Origin of the sequence: Sphingomonas piscis, from assembly GCF_011300455.1 — a bacterium.
Classification (GTDB): Bacteria; Pseudomonadota; Alphaproteobacteria; order Sphingomonadales; family Sphingomonadaceae; genus Sphingomicrobium; species Sphingomicrobium piscis.
Genome location: NZ_CP049869.1, coordinates 1672001 through 1691873 on the forward strand (window position 1 = coordinate 1672001; position 19873 = coordinate 1691873).

Sequence of the window (19873 nt, forward strand, 5' to 3'; positions counted from 1 at the left end):
CTTATGGCTTCCGGCGCGAAGTCACCGGACGCGTTCAAGACGATCGGCGAACTTTCGGCCGAACTGGGCGTCGCCCAGCATATCCTGCGTTATTGGGAGACTCGTTTTCCCCAGCTGAAGCCGATGCAGCGCGCGGGCAACCGCCGCTACTATCGCCCGGCCGATGTGGAGCTGGTGCGCCGGATCGACCGCCTCCTCAACCGCGAAGGCTATACGGTGCGGGGCGTCCAGCAATTGCTGAAGAACGGCACCGCTCCCGAGCCTACCCCGGCACCGGTTTCCCCTGTTGCGGAGCCGAAGCCGTCACTGGACGTCGACCGCCTGGTCGTGCTTCGCGACAAGCTCGCCGCTGCCCTGAACGCCTGACCGGAACGCGGCGACCCGGGCGATTGCCTCGTCGAGCGGGATACGCCGGACCGGCACCCCGGGTGGAAAGGCGCTGAGCAGCCGCGACGGCATCGCCGCCGACAGGATCACGAACTGGCCGCGGTCGCCTTGCCGCCGGATCAATCGCCCGAACGCCTGCGCCAGTCGGTCGCGCACCGCCCGGTCATCGTAGGCCGTGCCGCCACCGGACATGCGCCGGGCACCATGAAGCACGGTCGGGCGCGGCCAGGGCACGCGTTCCATCACCACCAGCCGCAGCGACTCGCCCGGCACGTCGACGCCATCGCGCAGGGCGTCGGTGCCGAGCAGTGACGCTTTGGGATCGTCGCGGAAGATGTCGACCAGGGTGCCCGCGTCCATCGGGTCGACGTGCTGGGCCAGCAACGGCAGTCCCGCCCGTGCGAGCCGGTCGGCGATGCGGGCGTGTACCGCCTTCAATCGCTGGATAGCGGTGAACAGGCCCAGCGTGCCGCCGCCGGATGCCTCGATCAACCGAGCGTAGGCGCCGGCGAGCGCGGCCGTGTCGCCCGCCTTCACGTCGGTGACGATCAGCACTTCGGCCGAGTTCGCATAATCGAACGGGCTTTCGGCCAAGAAGGTTTGCGCCGGCAAGGGCAGGTGCGCCGCGCCCGTACGCGCCTCGGCAACGGGCCAACCTTCGCCGCCGGTCAGGGTCGCGGACGTGACCAGCACGCCGTCCGCATTGGCCAGCACCGCAGACGCCAGCGGGCGGGTCGGGTCGAGCCAGCGGCGATGGATCGCAACGTCATATTCGCGGCCGTCCACTCGCTCGATCGCCAGCCAGTCGACGAAGTCCGGATCGGCCGCACCGCCGATCCGGGCCAGCAGACCGATCCATGCAGCCAGCGTCTCGCGCCGCCAGGACAAACCGCGAATGGCCCCTTCGACCCGCGCACGCGCCTGTGCATCAAGCCAGTCCGGCGCGTCCCCAAGCACGGCATCCAGGCGGCGTTCCAGCGCCGCAAGCGGCTTCTGCAGGGCTTCCAGCGTGACCACCGCCGCCTCGGCAGCGGAGACCAGCGCCCCGTCGGGCTCGGCCAGTTCCGTCTCCAGGCCGTAGCCCGCCTCCTGGGCCTTGGCCCGCGCGTAAACCATGCTCCGCACCTCGGCGAGCAAGGCCTCGCACGGCCCGAACGGCATGCCCTCCGCCAATCTTCCGAGCCAGCCGTCGGACGGCAGGTTCCGGGCGGCATCAACGGCTGCGTCCAGCGCCCGCGCGCCTTCGTCGTCATAGGATGCGACATCCATCAGCCGCGCCGCAAGCCCCCGCCGGCGTCCGCGCGCGCGGCCCTCCGGACCGACGATCCAGCGCCGCATCTCGATCGACTCCTGGCCGCCGAACGCGACGGCGAAGGTTGAATCGGAGGCGTCGAACAGGTGGTGACCCTCGTCGAACACGATCCGCGCCGGTGCATCCTCCCGCGCCCGGGCGGCGTTGATCATGACCAGCGCATGATTGGCGATCACCAGGTCCGCCTCGCGTCCCGCGCGCTCGGCCCGTTCAATGAAGCAGCGGCGGTAATGCGGGCAGCCGGCATAAACGCATTCGCCTCGCCGGTCAGTGAGCGCGGTTGCGCCCGCCCGTCGAAACAAGGTCGGAAGCCAGCCGGGCAGGTCGCCACCGACCATGTCGCCATCTTTCGAGTAAGCCGCCCAGCGCGCCACCAGCTGCGCCAGCACCGCCGCCCGCCCGGCGAACGCGCCCTGCATCGCGTCCTCAAGGTTCAGCAGGCAGAGGTAGTTCTCCCGCCCCTTGCGTACGACGATCTTCTTCTCGCGCGTCGCCTTGTCGGCGAACAGGCGCGGCCCTTCGGCATCGAGCTGCCGCTGCAACGCCTTGGTGAAGGTCGATACCCACACCGTCCCGCCCGCCGCCTCTGCCCACAGTGACGAAGGCGCGAGATAAGCGAGGGTCTTGCCGATCCCCGTCCCTGCCTCGGCCAGCACCATGTTCGGTGCCCCCTGCTTGGTCTTTTGCGCGAAGATCGCCGAGGCGGCCGCCGCCATCGCCTTCTGCCCCTCCCGCACTTCCGACCCGCCGCCGGTCAACTCCGCCAGCTTGTCGCGCGCGGCCTGGGGCGGAATGGTCATCGGCCGGGGCGGCGGCCGCTCGGCGCTTTCTTCCCACTGCGGCAGGCGGGAGAAGAGCATGCGTTCGCCCCGCTCGGGCCGGGGAGGCGTGAACCGATGAGCGGCGCCCAACCCCAGCCGAGCCGGTGCAGGGTGGCATTGCTGGTCCATGCGCCCTCCCGCTCGGGCCAGTCGCAGTCCAGCACGGCAAGCAGCCGATCGGCGATGTCCCGCAAGGACGCTGCGGCCTCGGCATCGCTGGCAGGCGGCGTCAGGCCAAGTTGCTTGGCGAGGCCGGCGGGTGTCGGGACGGCAAAGCGCGCCGGGTGGATGAAGGCGAACAGCTCCAGCAGGTCGAGGCCGGACAGTTCTGGATATCCGAGGCGCTGCCCGATAAGCGGCGCATTGAGCACGATATGCGGCGTCTCCGCCGCACGCGCGATCGCTTGGCCCCGTTCGATCTCGCGCAACGGGCCGTCCGACAGCGCGAGCCAGATGCCCGCATGGGTTGCGTGCAGGGCTGGAAGAGGCAATGGAGCGGCCATCCTCCGCACCCTGTCCCCAAGAGAACAGAAGAGCAACGATTTTGGACGCCGAACAGCTTCGATCCGCCGCAATGCAGTCCAAAGCCTGGCCCTACGAGGAGGCGCGCAAGCTCTTGAAGCGGTGGCCAGACGGGAAGCCGGATAGTGCGCCGGTGCTGTTCGAGACGGGCTACGGCCCCTCGGGCCTGCCGCACATCGGCACCTTCAACGAGGTCGCGCGCACCAGCTTCGTCCGCCGGGCCTATGAGGAACTGACCGGCGGTGCGCCAACGCGGCTGGTGGCGTTCAGCGACGACATGGACGGGCTCCGCAAGGTGCCGGACAATGTGCCCAATCAGGCGATGCTGGCTGAGCACCTCGGCAAGCCGCTGACCAGAATTCCCGACCCGTTCGGCACGCACGAAAGTTTCGCGCATCACAACAATGCGATGCTCCGCCACTTCCTCGACCAGTTCGGCTTCGATTACGAGTTTCTGTCGGCGACGGATTGCTACTCAAGCGGCCGCTTCGACGAGATCGTCCGCCAGGTGCTGCGCCAATGGGACGGCGTCATGGGCGTGATGCTGCCGACCCTGCGCGAGGAGCGGCGGCAGACCTATTCGCCGGTTCTTCCGGTCTCGCCGTCGAGCGGCAAGGTGCTTCAGGTTCCGGTCGAGGTGATGGATGCGGAAGCGGGCACGATTGCCTTCACCGACGAGGACGGATCGCGGGTCGAACAGTCGGCTCTGAGCGGCATGTCGAAGCTGCAGTGGAAGGTCGACTGGGCTGCGCGCTGGGTCGCGCTTGGTGTCGATTACGAAATGGCCGGCAAGGATCTGATCGACAGTGTCGTCCAATCGTCCAAGATCGCCCGTGTGCTCGGCGGCCGTCCGCCGGAAGGCTTCAATTATGAGATGTTCCTCGACGACAAGGGCGAGAAGATCTCCAAGTCCAAGGGCAACGGGCTGAGCATCGAGGAGTGGCTTCGCTACGGCAGCGAGGAGAGCCTGAGCTTCTATATCTACCGGGAGCCCAAGAAGGCGAAGAGCCTGCACCTGGCGCTGATCCCGCGCGCGGTGGACGAATATTGGCAGTTTCGCGGCAATTACCCGGCGCAGCCGATTGAGCAGAAGCTCGGCAACCCGGTCCACCATATCCATCGCGGTGCAGTGCCGGAGCCGACCAGCCTGCCGCTGACCTTCGGGCTATTGCTCAACCTCGTCAGCCTGCCTGGCGTCAACGATCCTGAGACGGCGTGGAAGTTCGTGAGGCGCTATGCGCCCGACACCTCGCCCGAAACGCACCCGGAACTGGACGAGCTGATCGGCCTTGCGGTTAATTACGCACGCGACTTCGTTGCGCCGACGCTGCAACGGCGCGCGCCGGCGGAGCAGGAAGTCGACGCCCTCAGGGAGCTGGACAGCGAACTGGCCAAACTTGACCCCGACACGCCGGGCGATGAGATCCAGAACATCGTTTTCGAGGTCGGCAAGCATTACGAGTTCGAGAGCCTGCGCCACTGGTTCCAGGCGCTCTACGAGACCTTGCTTGGCTCCAGTCAGGGACCGCGCATGGGCAGCTTCATCGCCCTTTACGGCATCGACAACAGCCGCAGGCTGATTGCGGAAGCGATTGGCGCCTGATCCAGCCGGGATGACGAGCAAGTCGGCCCGGAGCTTTCGTCGAATCGCGCTAGCCATCCTGGGTGCGATGATGCCGTGCGCGGCCGGTGCGCAGGCCTGGCCACAACCGGTCTATCGTGAAGATTTCCCCGACCCCTTCATCATCGAAACGCGGGGTCGCTATCTCGCATATTCGACCAACACCGCGGTCAACGTACCGATGCTGCAATCGTCGGACCTCCGTCATTGGTCGCCGCTTCTTGAGCCCAGCACGTCCGGCAAGCTGCGCGATGCACTGCCGCAGCTCGGCCCTTGGGCGCGCGCGGGCTTCACATGGGCACCGGAAGTGATCCGCATCGGCCGCCGGTGGAGGCTTTATTACACGGCGCGAAGCCGAACGTCCGACCGGCAGTGCGTCGGCGTGGCATCGGCCGATCGCCCCGACGGACCGTTCCGCGACCGATCGCCGACACCCTTGGTTTGCCAGGACGATCTCGGCGGTTCGATCGACGCCAGCCCTTTCCGCGATCGGTCGGGCGCGCTTTACCTCCTCTACAAGAATGACGGCAACAGCATCGGGGCAGCGACATCCATCTGGTCGCAGCGGCTGACGCCCGACGGACTGAGGCTGCGCGGCCGTGCTGCGGCGTTGCTGACCAATCGTGTGGACTGGCAGGGTGGGGTGATCGAGGCCCCGACCATGATTCGGCGCGGCGGCGCCTATCAGCTTTTCTTTTCCGGCGGTGCGTTCGGCTGGCCGGCCGATGCCGCAACCTCGCCCTACGCCATCGGCTACGCCACCTGCCGCGGGCCGATGGGTCCGTGCACACCTTTGGACGAGCCCTTGCTCGCCAGTTCGGTAAGCAGCGGTGCCAGCGCCTGCCTGAGTGGACCGGGGCATCAGGCCTTGTTCGAATCGCGAGGCCGGACGTTCATCGCCTTTCATGGATGGGCCGTTACCGACGATTGCCGACGAGGCGCGGCGAAGCGCCTGCTCTACATCGCTCGGCTGCGTTGGGTGGACGGTGCGCCCGTGATCGGCCCTGTACCGTCGACGGCTCGACGCTAAGCAGCACCGAAGGACCTCGTCTACGATCGCTTAACCCTCGGCTGCTAATTTGCCTGCGCTGGCCGACACCGAGGGTGATGATCGAAGTGAACCTGCAGTCGAACCTCGGTGCCTCGCACCCGCAGGCGGCGAACATACCGTCGGCAGGGACGCAAGGAGTTCGGGCCTATTCCGAGCCTGACGTCCCGCATCCCCTGCAACTAACGTTCCTCCACGAAGCGGGTGAGGCCGCCTGGGTTGAGGAGCTGCGGGGACTGCTCACAGCCGGAAGAACAGGCGACGCGGATGCCCGGCTCTGCGAAGCACTGGACGGGTTCCAAGGTTCGCTTGCCCGTCTGTGCAAAGGGATCTCGGCAGATGGCGTGGCGCTTGAGGGGTTTGAGGACCTGCTGCCCGTTCTGGAGGAATGGGAAGGTCCGGCGATCACCGCGATCACACTGGGTCTTACCAATCCCCCCGACCTCGCCTTTGAAGCCGGCCGGCTCCACGACCCGGAGCTGCTTCTCGGCCTCTATTCGGACGAAAGCTATCCGTTCAGCAGCGTCAGCAACGCCGACCTTCTCGCCGAATGCGCGAAGGAGATGCCGGCCTGGGTCGGGGCCGAAGAGGATGTGGAGTTCCACCTGTCGATCCAGGGATTGGCCGAACTCAACACCGCGCTGATCCATTGCAAGCACCGCCGCTTTCTTCGCGACGGCCGCGACGGCGTCGAGGCGCGCGCGCCCGGCGGCTATGTCGAATATGTTCTCGGCTGCTGGCTGCTTGCTACCCGCTTGCTTCAAGCGGCCGAGCGGGCGGTCGATGCGGGCGTGCTTCCGCGCGGCTGCCGCCTGATCACGGGAACCGTCGACGTCAATGCCGATGTCGTCACCGTCTTCGGTGCCGAGCGCAGCAACGGTGGCCGGGCCTCGGCGACGGGCCAACCCGCCTTTGCGACCCTGACGGTCAAGCCCTGGGTTCCGCGAGAGGATCCTACTGCCGAGGCCGTGGCGCCGCCGGCAACGCTGCGGCAGCGCCTGTGTGCGACATCGGACGAGCCGGCGGCGCCCGCTCGCACCGGCCTCTTCGCTCGTCTGTTCGGCCGGATCCTCGGTCGCTGAGCTTTGATGCCCCTCCAGCGGGTCGGATGTGCTGGAGCACTCGCGCGATCGGCAGGACGGCCTTGCGTTTAAGTTCGCTTGAGACGCGAAGACCGTCACAATTGCGAGCTTAAGCGAAGGTCATTGCGCTCGGCGGGTTCCGATCCAGCGATCAATCTTCTGCTCGAGGATCGCGAGCGGCAGGGCTCCGGTCATCAGCACCTGGGCGTGGAACTCGCGGACGTCGAACTTGGGGCCGAGCTCCGCCTCCGCCTTGCGCCGCAGCCGCTGGATCGTCAGCGCGCCGATCTTGTAGGCCAATGCCTGGCTGGGAATGGCGATATAACGCTCCACCTCCGCGATGACGTCGGTGCGGCCCATATCCGAGTGATCCAGCATATATTTGATCGCCTGGTCGCGGGTCCAACCCTTGGAATGGATGCCTGTGTCGACCACCAGTCGCATCGCACGGAGCATTTCGTCGGACAGAGTGCCGAAACGCTGCATTGGGTCCTTGTAGAAGCCCATGTCGTAGCCGAGCGTCTCGGCATAAAGCGCCCAGCCCTCGACGAAGGCGGTGTTGCCGCCGAAGCGCATGAAGGACGGCAGCGCCTCATTCTCCTGCGCCAGGCTGATCTGGAAATGGTGGCCCGGCGATCCTTCGTGCAGGTAGAGCGTCGTCATGCCCGGCGTCGTGCGCGACGGCAGGTCATAGGCGTTGAAGTAGAACACGCCGGGGCGCGTGGCGTCGGCGGCGCCCTGCTCATAGCTCCCGCCCGCCTGGAACTTCTCGCGGAACGGCTCGACCGCGCGAATCTCCAGCTTCGTCTTAGGCATGGTGGAAAAATAGTCGGGGAGCTTCGCATCGACCGACTTTCCGATTGCGTAATAGCGCTGGGCCAGCGCCTCGCGGCTCTTCATCTTATACTTGGGGTTGGTCCGAATATCGTCGAAGAACTGCTGAAGCGTTCCCTTGAAGCCGACCTCCGTCCTGACCTTCTCCATCTCCGCCGTGATCCGGGCGACTTCGCTGAGCCCGAGATTGTGGATCTCCTCCGGGCTCATCGACAGCGTTGTCGTGGACGGGACGAGGTGGCGGTAGAGTTGATCCCCGCCCTTCATGTGCATCAGGCCGTGGCCTTCTCGCGCCTTCGCTAGATATTCGGCGCGCAAGAAATTCCGCAGGCGGGTCAGCGCCGGATAGAGTTCATCTGTCAGTTCGGCCTTGTAGGCCGCGGTCAAGCGCGCCCTGTCGGCGGCGCCGATGCTGTCCGGAAATTGATTGATCGGACCGAAGTAGGTCGACTCCTCCGGACGCTGACCAAGCTGGCCGTCGAGTTGCTCGATCATGTTGCGGACCGTCATCTTGGTATCCACGACGCCGCTTGCCTCACCCTGCCGGAACCGCTCGATCGCCCGGTCGAGATAGGTCGAGAATTCAGCGTGGCGCTTCAGGTTGTTTTCGTAATCCTCGACCGTCTTGAACGGGGCCGCGCCCTGGCCGCTGGCGATTGCGGGATAGTAGGTCTGATAGCCGCTGAAATGGTTTATCGGGCGAACGGCGGTCAGCGCGAGCAAGTCCGGCTGCAGTCCGCGCAGCGTGTCCTTGGTCGTATATTCGAAGACGTCGTAGGCCAGCTGGTCGGTGGAGTTGAGCTGGTCGCGCGGGATGGCTTTGAGCGCTGCAAGGTCCGCCTCGGACGCCGCGCGTTCGGCGGCGTAATATTCGTCGCTCAGATAGTCGCCAAAGTGGGCCGCGTAGCGCAGGTCGCCACGGATCAAGGCGTTCATCGGGTTGCGCTGAAGATTGGCCTCGTCGCTCGCCCTGAACAGGTCGAACAGCCGGTCGTGAGCGCTCGGTTGGACCGCCGCTGTTTGAGCGGCCGGCACCGTCATCGGGGCTTGTGCCACGGTGGTGCAGGCGGCAAGCGCCGAGGTGGAAAGCAAGGCGGCAAGCGGGCCGAATTTCATGAGCTACCCTTAGCTAGAACTGTCCTATATGGGTAAGACGGCTACGCTGAGGGTCGAAGGCTTGCAATGGGATGTTCGACCAGGGGCCGACGGCCTTCTACCAGAAGAATGCGTAGACGACGTCGATGACCTCGCCGCTCCATGTGTCCACCAGCAAAGCGTCGTCGTGGTAGCGGACCCAGCGCGTGCCTGGATAGGCAGGCGGCAAGCGGTAGAAGCCCGGATCGTTGATCCAATAGCGGCTTGAGTAATAGTCCGGCCACAATCGCCAGCCGACATTGAAGCGCTGATAGCTCCAGCCGAACGGGTCGAAGTAGGCGCCCAAGTGGAAACGCGAGCGATTGCGGTTGCGATAGTCGCGCCAGTCGTAGCGGCGATCGTGCCGCCAATCGCCGCTCCAGCGATGGTTTACCCGGCTGTCGTTGCGTCCGACCCGCACCGGAGCCTGGCTGCCCTGGCGAGGCAGGGAGGTGCCGGAACGTTCGCGCAGCCGTTCGTTCCAGACACCGTCGCTGGGCTGCGGGGCACGGCGGTCGCGAGACCAGCGTTGGCGGAATTCTTCGTTCCGGTCTGCTGGCGAAGGGTTGCGGGCATCGCGGTCGCCGCGACGCGCTTGCCAATCGGCGGCGTTTTCGGTTCCCCGAATAACGCGATCATCCCCGACCCGCCGGTCGCTTCGCCATGCGCCGGCGGCGGACGTATCGCGGCGGCCGCTGCCGCTCACCTGATCGCGGCTCCAGTTCCGCGGCGTGGCGGGCTCGCTGCGGCTGCCGCGCCAAGCACGGCTTTCATTCGCACCCGTGTCACGACTGGGCCGATCCACCCGATTGTTCTCCGTCTCAAGCTGCGCCAGCAGCGGCGTCGACGCGGACGCCAGCAGGCAGGAGATGACGAAGTTACGCACTACAAAGCCCTCGCTTGCTATTCAGGCGTCGGAGGTTGGTCCTTTGTAGATGAGCCGTCGCTTAACCGAGCCGGTGGCAACGCCGCCGGCGGCTGGACAAGGCGTGCGGCATGCTGGATGGCCCGGCGAATGCGCGGGTAAGTGCCGCAGCGGCAGATGTTCGGAAGCGCCGCAACGGCTTCCTCCGTCGGTGCCGGGCTGTTGGCGAGAAGGGCAGCAATGGCCATGATGAACCCGGGCTCGCAATAGCCGCATTGCGTGACCTGTTCGGCCGCCCACGCCTGCTGGACGGCATGCGTTCCGCCGCTGGACAAGCCTTCGATGGTGGTGACCTTGGCGCCTTCAAGGGAGGCAATGCTGGCCGTGCAGCTGAGCATCGCCTGCCCATCGACGATGACGGTGCAGGCACCGCAATCGCCGCTTTCGCAGCCATGCTTGGTGCCGGTGAGATTGGACGCGTCGCGCAGCGCCCAAAGGAGGGGCGTGTCGGGATCGAGGCGATAGTGGACCGCTTCCCCATTCACCGTCATGCGAGTCATGGATCAGCGCTTATCCGCAACGCGGACTGCCGCCAACGTGCCGTTAAAGCGACCAGCTCTTGATATCAGGGCGAAGCGCCGCCGGATCGATGGCGGAGCGAAGGTCGATGAAGATGCCGCCATCCGAAATCCGTGCGCCGATCGCTTCACCGTCCAGCGAAGCATAATCCGCATGGGAAACGGCGAGGACCAAGGCGTGGAGATCGTGGAACTCGGAAAGGTCCGACAGTTCGACGCCGTAATGGTCGCGCACCTCGTCCGCACGCGCGAGCGGGTCGTGAACGATGGGGTGCAGGCCGAACGCGCGCAGTTCCTCGTAGATGTCGATGACCTTGGAGTTGCGGATGTCGGGGACATTCTCCTTAAAGGTGAAGCCCAGGATCCCGACACGCGCCCCTTGTAGCGGCAGCCCGTTGCTGGCCAGCATCTTCACCAATTTCTGTGCGACGAAGCAGCCCATGCCGTCGTTGATCCGGCGTCCGGACAGGATCACCTGCGGCTGGTAGCCGAGCTGCTCCGCTTTGGCAGTCAAGTAGTAGGGGTCGACGCCGATGCAGTGGCCGCCGACCAGGCCCGGATAGAATTTCAGGAAGTTCCACTTGGTACCTGCCGCGGCAAGCACGTCGGAGGTGCGGATGCCGACCAGGTCGCAGATTTTTCGAAATCTCGTTCATCAGGGCGATGTTGAGGTCGCGCTGTGTATTCTCGATGACCTTGGCGGCCTCCGCCACCTTGATCGATGGTGCACGGTGAATGCCGGCCTCGATGATGGACCCGTAGAGCGCGGCGACCCGTTCCAACGTCGCCTCGTCCTGACCGGACACGACCTTGGTGATCTTTTCGATGCGGTGCACCTTGTCGCCCGGATTGATCCGTTCGGGGCTGTAGCCAAGCGTGAAATCCTTGCCGCAAGTAAGGCCGGACGCTTTCTCCAGCGCGGGGGCGCAGATTTCCTCGGTCACTCCCGGATAGACGGTGCTTTCGAAGACGACGATCGCGCCAGCCGATAGCGCCGGGCCGATCAGCGCGCAGGCGGAGTGCAAAGCGCCGAAGTCGGGGCGGTTGGCGTCGTCGATCGGGGTGGGTACGGTGACGATATAGATGTCGTTCCCGGCAAGGCCGGCCGGCCGGTCCGAAAAGCGCAGGTCCGACGCCGCGAGCTCCTCGTGATCGACTTCGTAGGTCCAGTCCTCGCCGGCTTTCAGCGCGGCAACACGGGGCGCGGAAATGTCGAAGCCCAGCACGTCATGCTTGCGGGCCAATGCGACGGCGAGCGGCAGGCCGACGTAGCCAAGCCCGACAACGGCAACCTTTTCCCGAGTCATTGTTCGCTGCCGTCCCCAGCCCACGGTGAAGCGGCTGATTGGCTGGCAACCCAACAATTGTCAAAGGAGTGGCGGAGACGGAGGGATTCGAACCCTCGGTACGGGAATCCCCCGTACGGCGGTTTAGCAAACCGCTGGTTTCAGCCACTCACCCACGTCTCCGGACAGCGGCAGAGGCGGGGCTATAGAGGGGCTTGCCCGGCGGTTCAACCGAGAAGCCGTCAGCGGGCGATTACCTCGAAGCGGCTCTCCAGAGTCATCGTCTCGCCCGGCTCCAGCACCTGGATGCCTAGCTTCGGCCAGTCCGCTTCCGGTGCGTTGAGCGCGGCATTGGCGTGAGTCACCGGCTCGGCAACGAAGAAGCCGCCCTGCGGCGGCGAATAGAGCTGGAAGAAGCGGGCTGTCGGCGAGGAGAAGGCGATGTCGAACGGCCATTCGGGGTCGCTGATCACCGTCCGCTGACCCCAGCCGCCGAAGCCGTGATCGAGATCCTGGGCGCATACCTTGCGGTCGACCATGGAGAAGCGGCCTTCGGCGGGCACCTTCTCGACCGGCAGAACAAGCTCGTCGATGGTCCAGACCACGTCGACCTTTGTGTCGAGCCGGGTCTCGGCACCGCAATGAAAGTAGGGGTGGTGGCCCAATCCGCACGGCATCGGCGTGTCGGCCTCGTTGGTGCAGCTCAGCCAGATGGTAAGCCCCTGCCCATCCAGTTCGAACAGCTGGCGCGCCGAGTAGGCCCACGGCCATTCGCCGGGCTGATAACGAAAGCCCAGCTCACACCGGCTCTCCTCCACTTGTTCGATGGACCAAGGCGATTTCCAGCCGTGACCGTGGAGCGGGCTCGGGTCCACGGCAGGGTCGGAAGTCAGGGCGATATGTCGGCCGCGGAAGTCGAAGCCATGGTTCTTGATGCGGTTGACCCATGGCAGCAGGGGGAAGCTGCCCATGTCCGTCACCTCCGTCCGGCCCGGCTCCGCACCGCGGAACACAGGCCAGTCGCGGCCATCGACGCTGCAGGTGAAGTCGGCGATGCTGCCGCCGATTGCCGGGTTCAGCGTTAGGGTCAGCGGCCCTTTGGAGATGGTCGGTAGCGATTGAGACATGGGAACCTGCACCTTTGGTTGCTTGTCGATTCAGTCTTCTGAAAGTTGGTTGGGGATAATTAGCGCTGATCCGGTTGCGCGACGATTTGCACCAAGGTTAATCGCGAATCCGCCAGCTGGGGAGGGTTCTGGTATGACGAGACGCGTAAAAGATTTTGTCGACATCAAGGATCACGCATCGCTTGACGACCTCATCGGCAGGTTGGTCGCGTTGCGCAACTCCCTTCCCGAAGATGCGAACGCCGAATTGCGGCTCCGCGGCGACGACGTGTTTGGCCGGAAATTGTCCATCTCCTACCTGCGCGAGCTGACGGCGGAGGAGGCGGCCTGCGAGGAGCGCTACGCGCATCTGAATGCCGTACCTGGCAACGAGGAGGGCTGGCGGGACGTCGCCTGACCTACCATAGACGGCCTGCATGATGCAGGCCTTACCACCGAACGAAGCACCCGCGATCATTGTCACCGGAACGGCCCTCCCGGCCGATCCGGCGGAGCGCGTTCTCCAGTCCGAGCGGTTGAGCCGGCGGGAGCTGGACCGTGCCGCGGGGCAGCCGCTGGACCGCCTGCTTTCCCGCCTCGCCGGCGCGGAGCAGTTTCGGCGGTCCGACAGCCGGAGCGCCCACCCGACCAGCCAGGGACTGACAATCCGAAATCTCGGCGGCAATGCGGCAAGCCGGGCGCTCGTGCTGCTCGACGGCGTTCCTCAGGCCGACCCGTTCGGAGGCTGGATCGCCTGGCCGTCCATCGGTGCGTTGAGCCTTGGGGAGGCACGGCTGCTGCGTGGCGGCGGCAGTGTCACGTCCGGACCGGGTGCGCTCGCCGGAGTTCTCGAATTGTCGAGCCGTACAGGCCCGTCGACGATCGCCACTGTTGAAGCCGGAAGCCGGCGGTCGCTGGAAGGCGAGATGTTGGTCGCGCGGGATGTCGGCAGCGGGTCGCTTGCACTCTCGTTACGAGGCAGCCGAAGCGACGGTTTCGTTCCGATCGTCGCGGAACGCCGGGGCGCTGCGGACCGGCCGGCTCCCTTCCGCACCGGCTCGGCGCGCCTGCGCTGGACTGCCGCCATAGGTCCGACCCAAGAGCTGCAGGCGAACCTGGCGACCTTCACGGACCAGCGCGAACGCGGTCTCGAATTGACCGATAACCGGACCCGCGGCACCGATCTTTCTCTGCGGCTGGTGTCGCGCGGCCAGATTCCCTGGGCGGCTACGCTTTACGCGCAGGCGCGTAACTTCCAGAGCAGCTTCGCCGGCACGGATGCAGCGCGCACTGCGGCGCGCCGGACCAGCCTTCAATATGACGTCCCCGCTTCCGCGATCGGCTGGAGCGCCGAGGTTCGCCCTCATCTCGGCTCTGGCCTGGAAGCCCGGCTCGGCATCGATGGGCGACGGGCTGCCGGGATGTCGAAGGAATATGCCTCTTATGTCGGCAATGCGCCGACGCGGGATCGGGAGGCGGGCGGTCGACAGTCCAATGCCGGCTTTTTCGGCGAGTTGACGTCGCTCTCGGGGCCCGTGACCCTGACAGCTTCCGCTCGCGCGGATCATTGGCGCATTTTCGACGGCCAATTGGTCGAACGCAGCATCGCAACAGGCTTGCCGCTCGTGGATCAGCAATTCGCGTCCCGCTCCGGATGGCTGCCGACCGCACGGGCGGGAACGGCGCTTCGACTCGACCCACGATGGTCGATCAGAGCCGCGGCTTACGCGGGTTGGCGGCAGCCGACGTTGAACGAGCTCTTCCGGCCATTCCGCGCCGGAAGCGATGCCACGGCGGCCAATGCCGAGCTCAAGCCGGAGCGGCTGCGCGGCGTGGAGGCGGGTATCGACGGGCGAAGCGGTCCCTGGTCGATCGCTGCGACCCTGTTTGCCAACCGGCTCCGCGACGCGATTGCCAATGTGACGCTTGGCATTGGCCCTGGATCCTTCCCGGGCGTGGGTGTCGTCGGGGCGGGCGGTGCCTATCGCCAGCGGCAGAACCTTTCCGCGATCCGCTCCCGCGGCGCTGAGGTCACGGCCGGCTGGAGGGAAGGTCCCTGGCATGTCGATGCAGGATTGTCCCTGTCCAGTGCGCGGGTGGTTGCATCGGGCTCGGCGGCGGCGCTTGACGGGCGCCGCCCCGCTCAGTCGCCCGCACTATCGACGAATCTGGGTGCCGGCTGGATAGACGGGAGCCGATCGCTCAATGTCGACTTCAATTACGAAAGCGCGCGGTTCGAAGACGATCTCAACAGCCTGAAGCTGCCGCGAAGCTTCACGGTCGATGTGGATGGGGAATGGCCGCTTGCCGATGCCGTGAACGTATCCTTGCGCGTCGAAAATCTGCTGAACCGTCGGGTCGTGGCTGCGCTCGCCGTCAACGACGTTCAAGAGCGGGCAATGCCGCGTACGGTGTGGCTGGGACTGAAGCTGAAGCCGCGCCTGCGCTAAAAACGTGTGATGCCGCAGCGATCGGATGCGCGCTTTTCGTAATCCTGCGCCATCTGCATAAACATCGTCTTCAGACGCACGTCACGTTCACTTTCCGCCATCCGGCGGCAGCGGCTTGCAAAATCGCGGAGCATGGTAACGTCGGGCATCGCCAGGATCCTCCTCGTCAATGCAACTAGGTGAGGATCGCTGCCCACATCTTAAATCATATGTCCGATTCAGACCCAATTTTCCGGCGGCAAACCATTGAGTTTGCTGGGATGAGCACAGCGGCGTTCGGCGCAATTCATCCGCATGTCGGGTCGGCACTGGACGCAAGGTGATGGCGGAGCGGGAGGGATTCGAACCCTCGATACGGTTTTGCCGTATACTCACTTTCCAGGCGAGCGCCTTCGACCACTCGGCCACCGCTCCGCATATCCCGTTCGTCGATGCACTGCACCGGCGTGAATCGGGTGTTCAACCAGACGCCTGGAAGGGCAGCCCTTTAGGCATGCCTGGGCCTGGGGGCAACCTTGCCGGTGTGCGCCACTTGCCGCATTGAAGCGCCCATGCGCACGTTCGGCCCACCGCCAAGCCTTGAGGAGCTGGATGCGCTGGCTCGCGCAGCGCTGACGAGCTTGCCGCCGATCTTCGCCGGGCACCTGCGCGACGTCGTCCTGCTGGTCGAGGATTTTGCGGATGAGGAGACGTTGCGCTCCGTGGGTCTCGAGGAGCCTTTTGAGCTCACCGGCATCTACGAGGGCGTGCCGCTTGGCGACAAATCTGTCGAGGCGACCGGTGGTGTACCCGACCGCATCCGTCTGTTCAGGCGCCCGATCCTGGATGAATGGGCAGATGGCGGCGAGCGATTGGAGGTGCTGGTCAGGCACGTGCTGATCCATGAGGTGGGCCATCACTTCGGCCTGTCGGACGACGATATGCACGCGATCGAGGAACAGGCGTGACGTCGCCATTGCTTCGCTTCAGCGACGTTGCACTTGTGCGGGGCGGGCGCCTGCTGTTCGAGCGATTGAGCTTCGATCTGTTGCCCGGTGGCGCGGTGCAGGTGCTTGGGCCGAACGGCATCGGTAAATCTAGCCTGATCCGCCTTGCCGCAGGGCTTCTCACACCGACGGAAGGAACGGTCGACGCCGTCAACTTGGCGCTCTCCGACGATAAAGTCGCACTCGATCGCGAACTCCCGCTCGGCCGAGCGCTGGCCTTCTGGGCCAAGGGGCGCGGACCGGATGAACAATCGGCCGCGCTGCGCTTGTTCGATCTCCAGGGCCTGGTTGAAGTCCCCGTACGCCTGTTGTCGACCGGTCAGTTGAAGCGGGCAGGTCTGGCTCGGGCTGCATTGTCCAGCGCTCCACTGTGGCTGTTGGACGAGCCGCTCAACGGTCTGGATCAGGATAGCGCGGAACGCCTCGACCATGCCGTGGCGATGCATCGGCAAAGTGGCGGCGCGGTGCTTGCCGCCTCGCACGTGCCGCTGGGCGGTGCATGGACGCGGCTGGAGCTGGCGGCGTGATCAGGGCCCTCATCGCCCGCGACCTGCGGCGCGCCCTCACGGGCGCCGCGTGGCTGCCCGCAGCATTCTTTCTGCTGGTTGCGACGTTGGTCCCGTTTGCGGTCGGTCCTGACCCTCGCCTGCTTGGGCGCATAGGATCGGGGACATTGTGGATCGCTGCGCTGACCGCTGCACTGCTCCCGATCGAACGGCTGATCGACCCGGATCGGGCGGACGGCGTCCTCGATCAGCTGAAGCTGCACGGCCTGGCGGACGAGAGCATTGCCGCCGCCAAGATTTGTGCGCACTGGCTGGGGTTCGGCCCGCCCTTATTAATAGCAGCAGTGGTCGCCGCCGGCCTGCTGGAGCTTCCGGCCCAGCTGCTTGGACCTACCCTACTGGCCCTCGCCATTGGGACCCCGGCGCTGGCGGCACTTGCCGTCGCTGTGGCAGCCTTGACGGCGGGCTTGCCGCGCGCCGGCGCACTGGCCGGGCTGCTGCTTCTGCCGCTTGCCGTGCCGTTGCTGATCTTCGGCGCCGCGGCAAGTGGGGATGACGGGTCGGGGCATTGCTGCTCGAGAGCGCGGTCGCAGTGCTGATCGTCGCGGGCGCCCCGTTCGTCACCGCTGCCGCAATCCGAGCCGCGCGAAGCTAGTCGCGGCTCCAGCGGGCGAAGATGGCAGTGGGAAGGAGGAGGCCACGCGCTTCCTCTCGGACCGCCATCTCGCCAACCTCGACGCTGCCGCCGAGATCGGCAAGTGCCTGCCGCACCAACTCGCCGATGGCGATCGCCGACATTCGCACTGCATAGACCGTCAAGACGAGGAAACGGCTGTTGTCGTCCAGCAGCTTTCGGCAGTCCGTGAGGAGCGACGCGAGATTCTGTTCGAGGCGCCACACCTCGCCCTCCGGACCGCGCCCGAATTTGGGCGGATCCAGCAGGATCCCGTCGTAGCGCCGCTCCCGTCGAACCTCGCGGGCGGTGAACTTCGCCGCATCGTCGACGATCCAGCGGATGGGATTGCCCGACAAACCTGACAGCTCGGCATTTCGGCGCCCTGCCTCAACCGATTTTTTGGAAGCGTCGACGTGGACCAACCTGCCGCCCGCGGCACTGAGGATCAGGCTGCCCACGCCCGTATAGCCGAACAGGTTGAGGATGTCGGTGCCGTCGGCCCGCGCGCTCATCCAATCCCATTGGGGCGCCATGTCTGGGAAGAAGGCGAGGTGGCGAAACGGCGTCAGCGACGCGTTGAAGCGAACGGCGCCGCGTTCCAGCGGCCACTCGCGGGCTACCGGGCGATGGTGGACCCAGCGCCCTCCGCCCTCCTCGTCAGCACCGGGCAGAAAGGTGGCGTGGGGGTCCCAGTCCGAATTCGCCGGCGCCCACATCGCCTGCGGTTCGGGGCGGACGACACGCACGTCGCCGTAGCGCTCATACTTGCGTCCATCGCCGCAATCGATCAGCCCATAGTCGGCCCAGGGTTCGGCGATGATGGTGGACAGTGCGCTCATGCGGCGCGGGCTGCGGGCATGCCGATCGTCGCCCGCGCCATCGGACCGGACAGAAGGTCTGCCGCCGCTTCCCCCAATTGGTCGAGAGTAACGGCATCAAGCTCCGCCAGAACCTCGTCGACGCTCTTCACCCGTCCGTAGGTCGCGAGCTGCCGCGCGGCATAGCCAGCGCGTCCCCAGCTGGTCTCGAGATTCATCAGCAGCCCGGCGCGCGCCTGGTTGCGGGCGCGGCTCAGCTCCCGCTCGGTGATATCGGAAGCTGCGGCGGCGATAACATCGCTTATCAGTTGTGCCGCGGCTGGACCGTCGCGCCGTGCCGTGGCGGCATGGACGTAGAAGATGCCGGTCTCCCGGTAGGATTGCAGCGATGCGCTGACCGAATAGGCGAGGCCGCGCTGCTCGCGAACCTCCTGGAACAGGCGGGAGGATGCGCCGCCGCCGACGATGTCCGCGAATAATCGGGCGGGAAGCGCTTGCGGCGTGCCGATAGCAGGACCTTCGAAGGCGAACGTCAGGTGAGCCTGCTCGCTCGGCGTTCGGCCGACGCGAGTTCCGCCGGTGAAGCTCGCGAGTTCACCCGTCGGGTCGACGGCGCTGGGGAGGGGTGAGAAAAGGCGCTCCGCGGCGGCAGTGACCTCGTCATGATCGACCTTTCCGGCCACGGACAGGATCAGCCGGTCGCCGCTGTAATGGCGGTCGCGCCACTGCCGGAGGTCGTCGGCGCTGATCGCATTGACGCTGGCTTCGGACCCGAGGATCGATCGTCCGAGCGGCTGGTCGGCGAATGCGGCGGACCAGAGTTCGTCGAAGATGATGTCGGAGGGAGTGTCCTCGGCCTCTGCCAACTCTTGCAGAACAACCTGCTTCTCCCGATCGAGATCCTCGGCGTTGAAGTGGGGGCGGACGATGAGGTCGGCGAGCAGCTCCAGCGCCAAGGGCACATGCTCCGCCATGACCGAGGCCGTGAAGCTGGTCGCGTCGCGTTCGGTGCAGGCGTTGAGCTCGCCGCCGACGTCCTCGATCGCCTCGCTGATCTCACGCGCCGAGCGGGTTCCCGCACCCTTGAACACCATATGTTCGTACAGGTGGGCCATGCCGTTGAGCGCCGCAGGTTCATGCTGAGAGCCGCAGTCGGCGAGCAGGGTAAGGGCGGCGGTTTCAACGCCCGGCATGGATTGCGTGCAGACGGTAAGGCCGTTGCTGAGCTTGGTGATCATGGCTGCTGATCTGGCGCGCCGCGCCGCTTGCGCAAGGCCAGTCCGTAGATGAGCAACGCCAAGCCGGCGAAGAGAAACCATTGCACCGCGTAGGAGCGATGATTGTTCGGAATGTCAGCAATGGACGGCGGGGCACTTGGCTGGAGCCCCGACGCGGCCGTTGCAGCGACGAGGCGCATCCGCGTGCGTGAGTCTGGTGCGACTACCCCGCGCACCGGGCCACCGCTCCAAGTGACCGTCGCATTGGGGTTGCGCGACCACCCGATGTCGACGGCCAGCCCAGGCCCCTCCGCGCCGGTGGTGCAGTCGACGATCTGCGAATAGCCAACATCGCCGGCTTGATTGCGGCCGGCCGTGGCGCGATGGCCCAGCACCCGCACGCAGACCGCATCGGCCGTCCGGTACAGCGGCAGGTCGGCGCTCTTGCTGGGCATGGTCGGGTAACTGACCGGCGGAAGGTTCCGCGCGGCTTCATACCGTGTCAGCAATGCTTCTTTCTCCTGTGCCCGGCGGATCTGCCAGACGCCGAGCGCGACCATGGTGCCTGCGGCCAGCAGGACGACGATCGTTGCGAGGATCGGCAATCGCCGCATCAGCCGGGAC

The 19873-nt window shown here is 65.8% G+C and carries 17 protein-coding genes, 2 tRNA genes and 4 pseudogenes; 9 read left to right on the forward strand and 14 right to left on the reverse strand.

The features are described 5' to 3' along the window. Positions 1-3: 3 nt before the first annotated feature. On the forward strand, positions 4-366 hold the full coding sequence (locus G7077_RS08425) for a MerR family transcriptional regulator (protein ID WP_166411313.1): 363 nt from the start codon (positions 4-6) through the stop codon (positions 364-366). Here the strand turns inward: G7077_RS08425 and G7077_RS08430 are convergent. Beyond that, positions 304-3023: pseudogene (locus G7077_RS08430) on the reverse strand (ATP-dependent DNA helicase). The gene G7077_RS08425 and the pseudogene G7077_RS08430 overlap by 63 nt on opposite strands. A 71-nt stretch (positions 3024-3094) precedes the next feature. Here G7077_RS08430 and G7077_RS08435 point away from each other — a divergent pair. The 3 genes from G7077_RS08435 (at position 3095) to G7077_RS08445 (ending at position 6793) form a co-directional block, all read left to right on the forward strand. Beyond that, positions 3095-4645 carry a lysine--tRNA ligase gene (locus G7077_RS08435; protein WP_246167526.1) on the forward strand — a complete coding sequence of 517 codons (1551 nt, stop codon included), beginning with the start codon at positions 3095-3097 and terminating at the stop codon, positions 4643-4645. 10 nt (positions 4646-4655) lie between these two features. Then, positions 4656-5693, forward strand: a complete 1038-nt coding sequence (locus tag G7077_RS08440) for a glycoside hydrolase family 43 protein (RefSeq protein ID WP_166411315.1) — start codon at positions 4656-4658, stop codon at positions 5691-5693. A gap of 77 nt (positions 5694-5770) precedes the next feature. After that, complete coding sequence (locus G7077_RS08445) at positions 5771-6793, forward strand: hypothetical protein (protein WP_166411316.1); 1023 nt, start codon at positions 5771-5773, stop codon at positions 6791-6793. 120 nt (positions 6794-6913) lie between these two features. On the opposite strand, the gene G7077_RS08450 is transcribed toward G7077_RS08445, so the two are convergent. From G7077_RS08450 to G7077_RS08475, 8 genes and pseudogenes are all read right to left on the reverse strand, one after another. Next, positions 6914-8743 (reverse strand): DUF885 domain-containing protein, encoded by a 1830-nt coding sequence (locus G7077_RS08450; RefSeq protein ID WP_166411317.1) that lies wholly within the window; start codon positions 8741-8743, stop codon positions 6914-6916. A 97-nt stretch (positions 8744-8840) separates the two neighbouring features. After that, positions 8841-9647 carry an RcnB family protein gene (locus tag G7077_RS08455; RefSeq protein ID WP_166411318.1) on the reverse strand — a complete coding sequence of 269 codons (807 nt, stop codon included), beginning with the start codon at positions 9645-9647 and terminating at the stop codon, positions 8841-8843. Positions 9648-9664: 17 nt separating this feature from the next. Beyond that, on the reverse strand, positions 9665-10186 hold the full coding sequence (locus G7077_RS08460; protein ID WP_166411319.1) for a (2Fe-2S)-binding protein: 522 nt from the start codon (positions 10184-10186) through the stop codon (positions 9665-9667). A 43-nt stretch (positions 10187-10229) separates the two neighbouring features. Continuing rightward, positions 10230-10613: a UDP binding domain-containing protein gene (locus G7077_RS14170; protein ID WP_246167530.1), complete on the reverse strand. Its 384-nt coding sequence runs from the start codon at positions 10611-10613 to the stop codon at positions 10230-10232. Positions 10614-10709: 96 nt separating this feature from the next. Continuing rightward, positions 10710-10808, reverse strand: a pseudogene (locus G7077_RS14175) (hypothetical protein); the annotation flags it as partial. A 94-nt stretch (positions 10809-10902) separates the two neighbouring features. Then, positions 10903-11511 (reverse strand): annotated as a pseudogene (locus tag G7077_RS14180) (nucleotide sugar dehydrogenase); the annotation flags it as partial. A 69-nt stretch (positions 11512-11580) separates the two neighbouring features. After that, positions 11581-11673: transfer RNA gene (locus tag G7077_RS08470), tRNA-Ser, on the reverse strand. A 59-nt stretch (positions 11674-11732) separates the two neighbouring features. Beyond that, the gene (locus G7077_RS08475; RefSeq protein WP_166411320.1) at positions 11733-12617 is read right to left on the reverse strand and encodes an aldose 1-epimerase; all 885 of its coding nucleotides are present in this window, start codon (positions 12615-12617) and stop codon (positions 11733-11735) included. 133 nt (positions 12618-12750) lie between these two features. Here G7077_RS08475 and G7077_RS08480 point away from each other — a divergent pair, with 133 nt between their 5' ends. Together G7077_RS08480 and G7077_RS08485 are read left to right on the forward strand one after the other, a co-directional pair. After that, positions 12751-13014: a hypothetical protein gene (locus G7077_RS08480; RefSeq protein WP_166411321.1), complete on the forward strand. Its 264-nt coding sequence runs from the start codon at positions 12751-12753 to the stop codon at positions 13012-13014. Between the two features lie 19 nt (positions 13015-13033). Further along, entirely contained in the window at positions 13034-15046 is a 2013-nt protein-coding gene (locus tag G7077_RS08485; protein ID WP_166411322.1) for a TonB-dependent receptor, read from the forward strand. On the opposite strand, the gene G7077_RS08490 is transcribed toward G7077_RS08485, so the two are convergent. Both G7077_RS08490 and G7077_RS08495 read right to left on the reverse strand, forming a co-directional pair. Continuing rightward, positions 15043-15195, reverse strand: coding sequence for a hypothetical protein (locus G7077_RS08490; RefSeq protein ID WP_166411323.1), 153 nt, complete (start codon positions 15193-15195; stop codon positions 15043-15045). The two genes, G7077_RS08485 and G7077_RS08490, sit on opposite strands and share 4 nt — an antisense overlap. Before the next feature lie 174 nt (positions 15196-15369). After that, positions 15370-15460, reverse strand: a tRNA-Ser gene (locus G7077_RS08495). Positions 15461-15597: 137 nt separating this feature from the next. Here G7077_RS08495 and G7077_RS08500 point away from each other — a divergent pair. The 3 genes and pseudogenes from G7077_RS08500 (at position 15598) to G7077_RS08510 (ending at position 17193) form a co-directional block, all read left to right on the forward strand. Beyond that, on the forward strand, positions 15598-15993 hold the full coding sequence (locus G7077_RS08500; RefSeq protein WP_166411324.1) for a metallopeptidase family protein: 396 nt from the start codon (positions 15598-15600) through the stop codon (positions 15991-15993). After that, the gene (gene ccmA, locus G7077_RS08505; protein ID WP_166411325.1) at positions 15990-16559 is read left to right on the forward strand and encodes a heme ABC exporter ATP-binding protein CcmA; all 570 of its coding nucleotides are present in this window, start codon (positions 15990-15992) and stop codon (positions 16557-16559) included. Before G7077_RS08500 ends, ccmA begins: the two co-directional genes overlap by 4 nt. Beyond that, positions 16532-17193, forward strand: a pseudogene (locus G7077_RS08510) (heme exporter protein CcmB). Before ccmA ends, G7077_RS08510 begins: the two are co-directional and overlap by 28 nt. On the opposite strand, the gene G7077_RS08515 reads toward G7077_RS08510, so the two are convergent. The 3 genes from G7077_RS08515 to G7077_RS08525 are packed head-to-tail and all read right to left on the reverse strand — an operon-like array spanning position 17190 to position 19863. Next, on the reverse strand, positions 17190-18053 hold the full coding sequence (locus G7077_RS08515) for a class I SAM-dependent methyltransferase (protein WP_166411326.1): 864 nt from the start codon (positions 18051-18053) through the stop codon (positions 17190-17192). The pseudogene G7077_RS08510 and the gene G7077_RS08515 sit on opposite strands and share 4 nt — an antisense overlap. Continuing rightward, positions 18050-19270 carry a M16 family metallopeptidase gene (locus tag G7077_RS08520; protein ID WP_166411327.1) on the reverse strand — a complete coding sequence of 407 codons (1221 nt, stop codon included), beginning with the start codon at positions 19268-19270 and terminating at the stop codon, positions 18050-18052. Before G7077_RS08520 ends, G7077_RS08515 begins: the two co-directional genes overlap by 4 nt. Further along, positions 19267-19863: an SURF1 family protein gene (locus G7077_RS08525; RefSeq protein WP_166411328.1), complete on the reverse strand. Its 597-nt coding sequence runs from the start codon at positions 19861-19863 to the stop codon at positions 19267-19269. The genes G7077_RS08520 and G7077_RS08525 overlap by 4 nt, the downstream gene beginning before the upstream one ends. Positions 19864-19873: the final 10 nt, after the last annotated feature.

Excerpts from the sequence above, each read along its gene's own strand:
- G7077_RS08425 (WP_166411313.1), top strand. The coding sequence starts at position 4 with ATGGCTTCCGGCGCGAAGTCACCGGACGCGTTCAAGACGATCGGCGAA.
- G7077_RS08480 (WP_166411321.1), top strand. The coding sequence starts at position 12,751 with ATGACGAGACGCGTAAAAGATTTTGTCGACATCAAGGATCACGCATCG.
- G7077_RS08500 (WP_166411324.1), top strand. The coding sequence starts at position 15,598 with ATGCGCACGTTCGGCCCACCGCCAAGCCTTGAGGAGCTGGATGCGCTG.
- G7077_RS08460 (WP_166411319.1), bottom strand. The coding sequence starts at position 10,186 with ATGACTCGCATGACGGTGAATGGGGAAGCGGTCCACTATCGCCTCGAT.
- G7077_RS08515 (WP_166411326.1), bottom strand. The coding sequence starts at position 18,053 with ATGAGCGCACTGTCCACCATCATCGCCGAACCCTGGGCCGACTATGGG.
- G7077_RS08445 (WP_166411316.1), top strand. The coding sequence starts at position 5,771 with ATGATCGAAGTGAACCTGCAGTCGAACCTCGGTGCCTCGCACCCGCAG.
- G7077_RS08435 (WP_246167526.1), top strand. The coding sequence starts at position 3,095 with ATGCAGTCCAAAGCCTGGCCCTACGAGGAGGCGCGCAAGCTCTTGAAG.
- G7077_RS08450 (WP_166411317.1), bottom strand. The coding sequence starts at position 8,743 with ATGAAATTCGGCCCGCTTGCCGCCTTGCTTTCCACCTCGGCGCTTGCC.
- G7077_RS08525 (WP_166411328.1), bottom strand. The coding sequence starts at position 19,863 with ATGCGGCGATTGCCGATCCTCGCAACGATCGTCGTCCTGCTGGCCGCA.
- G7077_RS08490 (WP_166411323.1), bottom strand. The coding sequence starts at position 15,195 with ATGCCCGACGTTACCATGCTCCGCGATTTTGCAAGCCGCTGCCGCCGG.
- G7077_RS08475 (WP_166411320.1), bottom strand. The coding sequence starts at position 12,617 with ATGTCTCAATCGCTACCGACCATCTCCAAAGGGCCGCTGACCCTAACG.
- G7077_RS08485 (WP_166411322.1), top strand. The coding sequence starts at position 13,034 with ATGATGCAGGCCTTACCACCGAACGAAGCACCCGCGATCATTGTCACC.
- G7077_RS08440 (WP_166411315.1), top strand. The coding sequence starts at position 4,656 with ATGACGAGCAAGTCGGCCCGGAGCTTTCGTCGAATCGCGCTAGCCATC.
- G7077_RS08520 (WP_166411327.1), bottom strand. The coding sequence starts at position 19,270 with ATGATCACCAAGCTCAGCAACGGCCTTACCGTCTGCACGCAATCCATG.
- G7077_RS14170 (WP_246167530.1), bottom strand. The coding sequence starts at position 10,613 with ATGCTGGCCAGCAACGGGCTGCCGCTACAAGGGGCGCGTGTCGGGATC.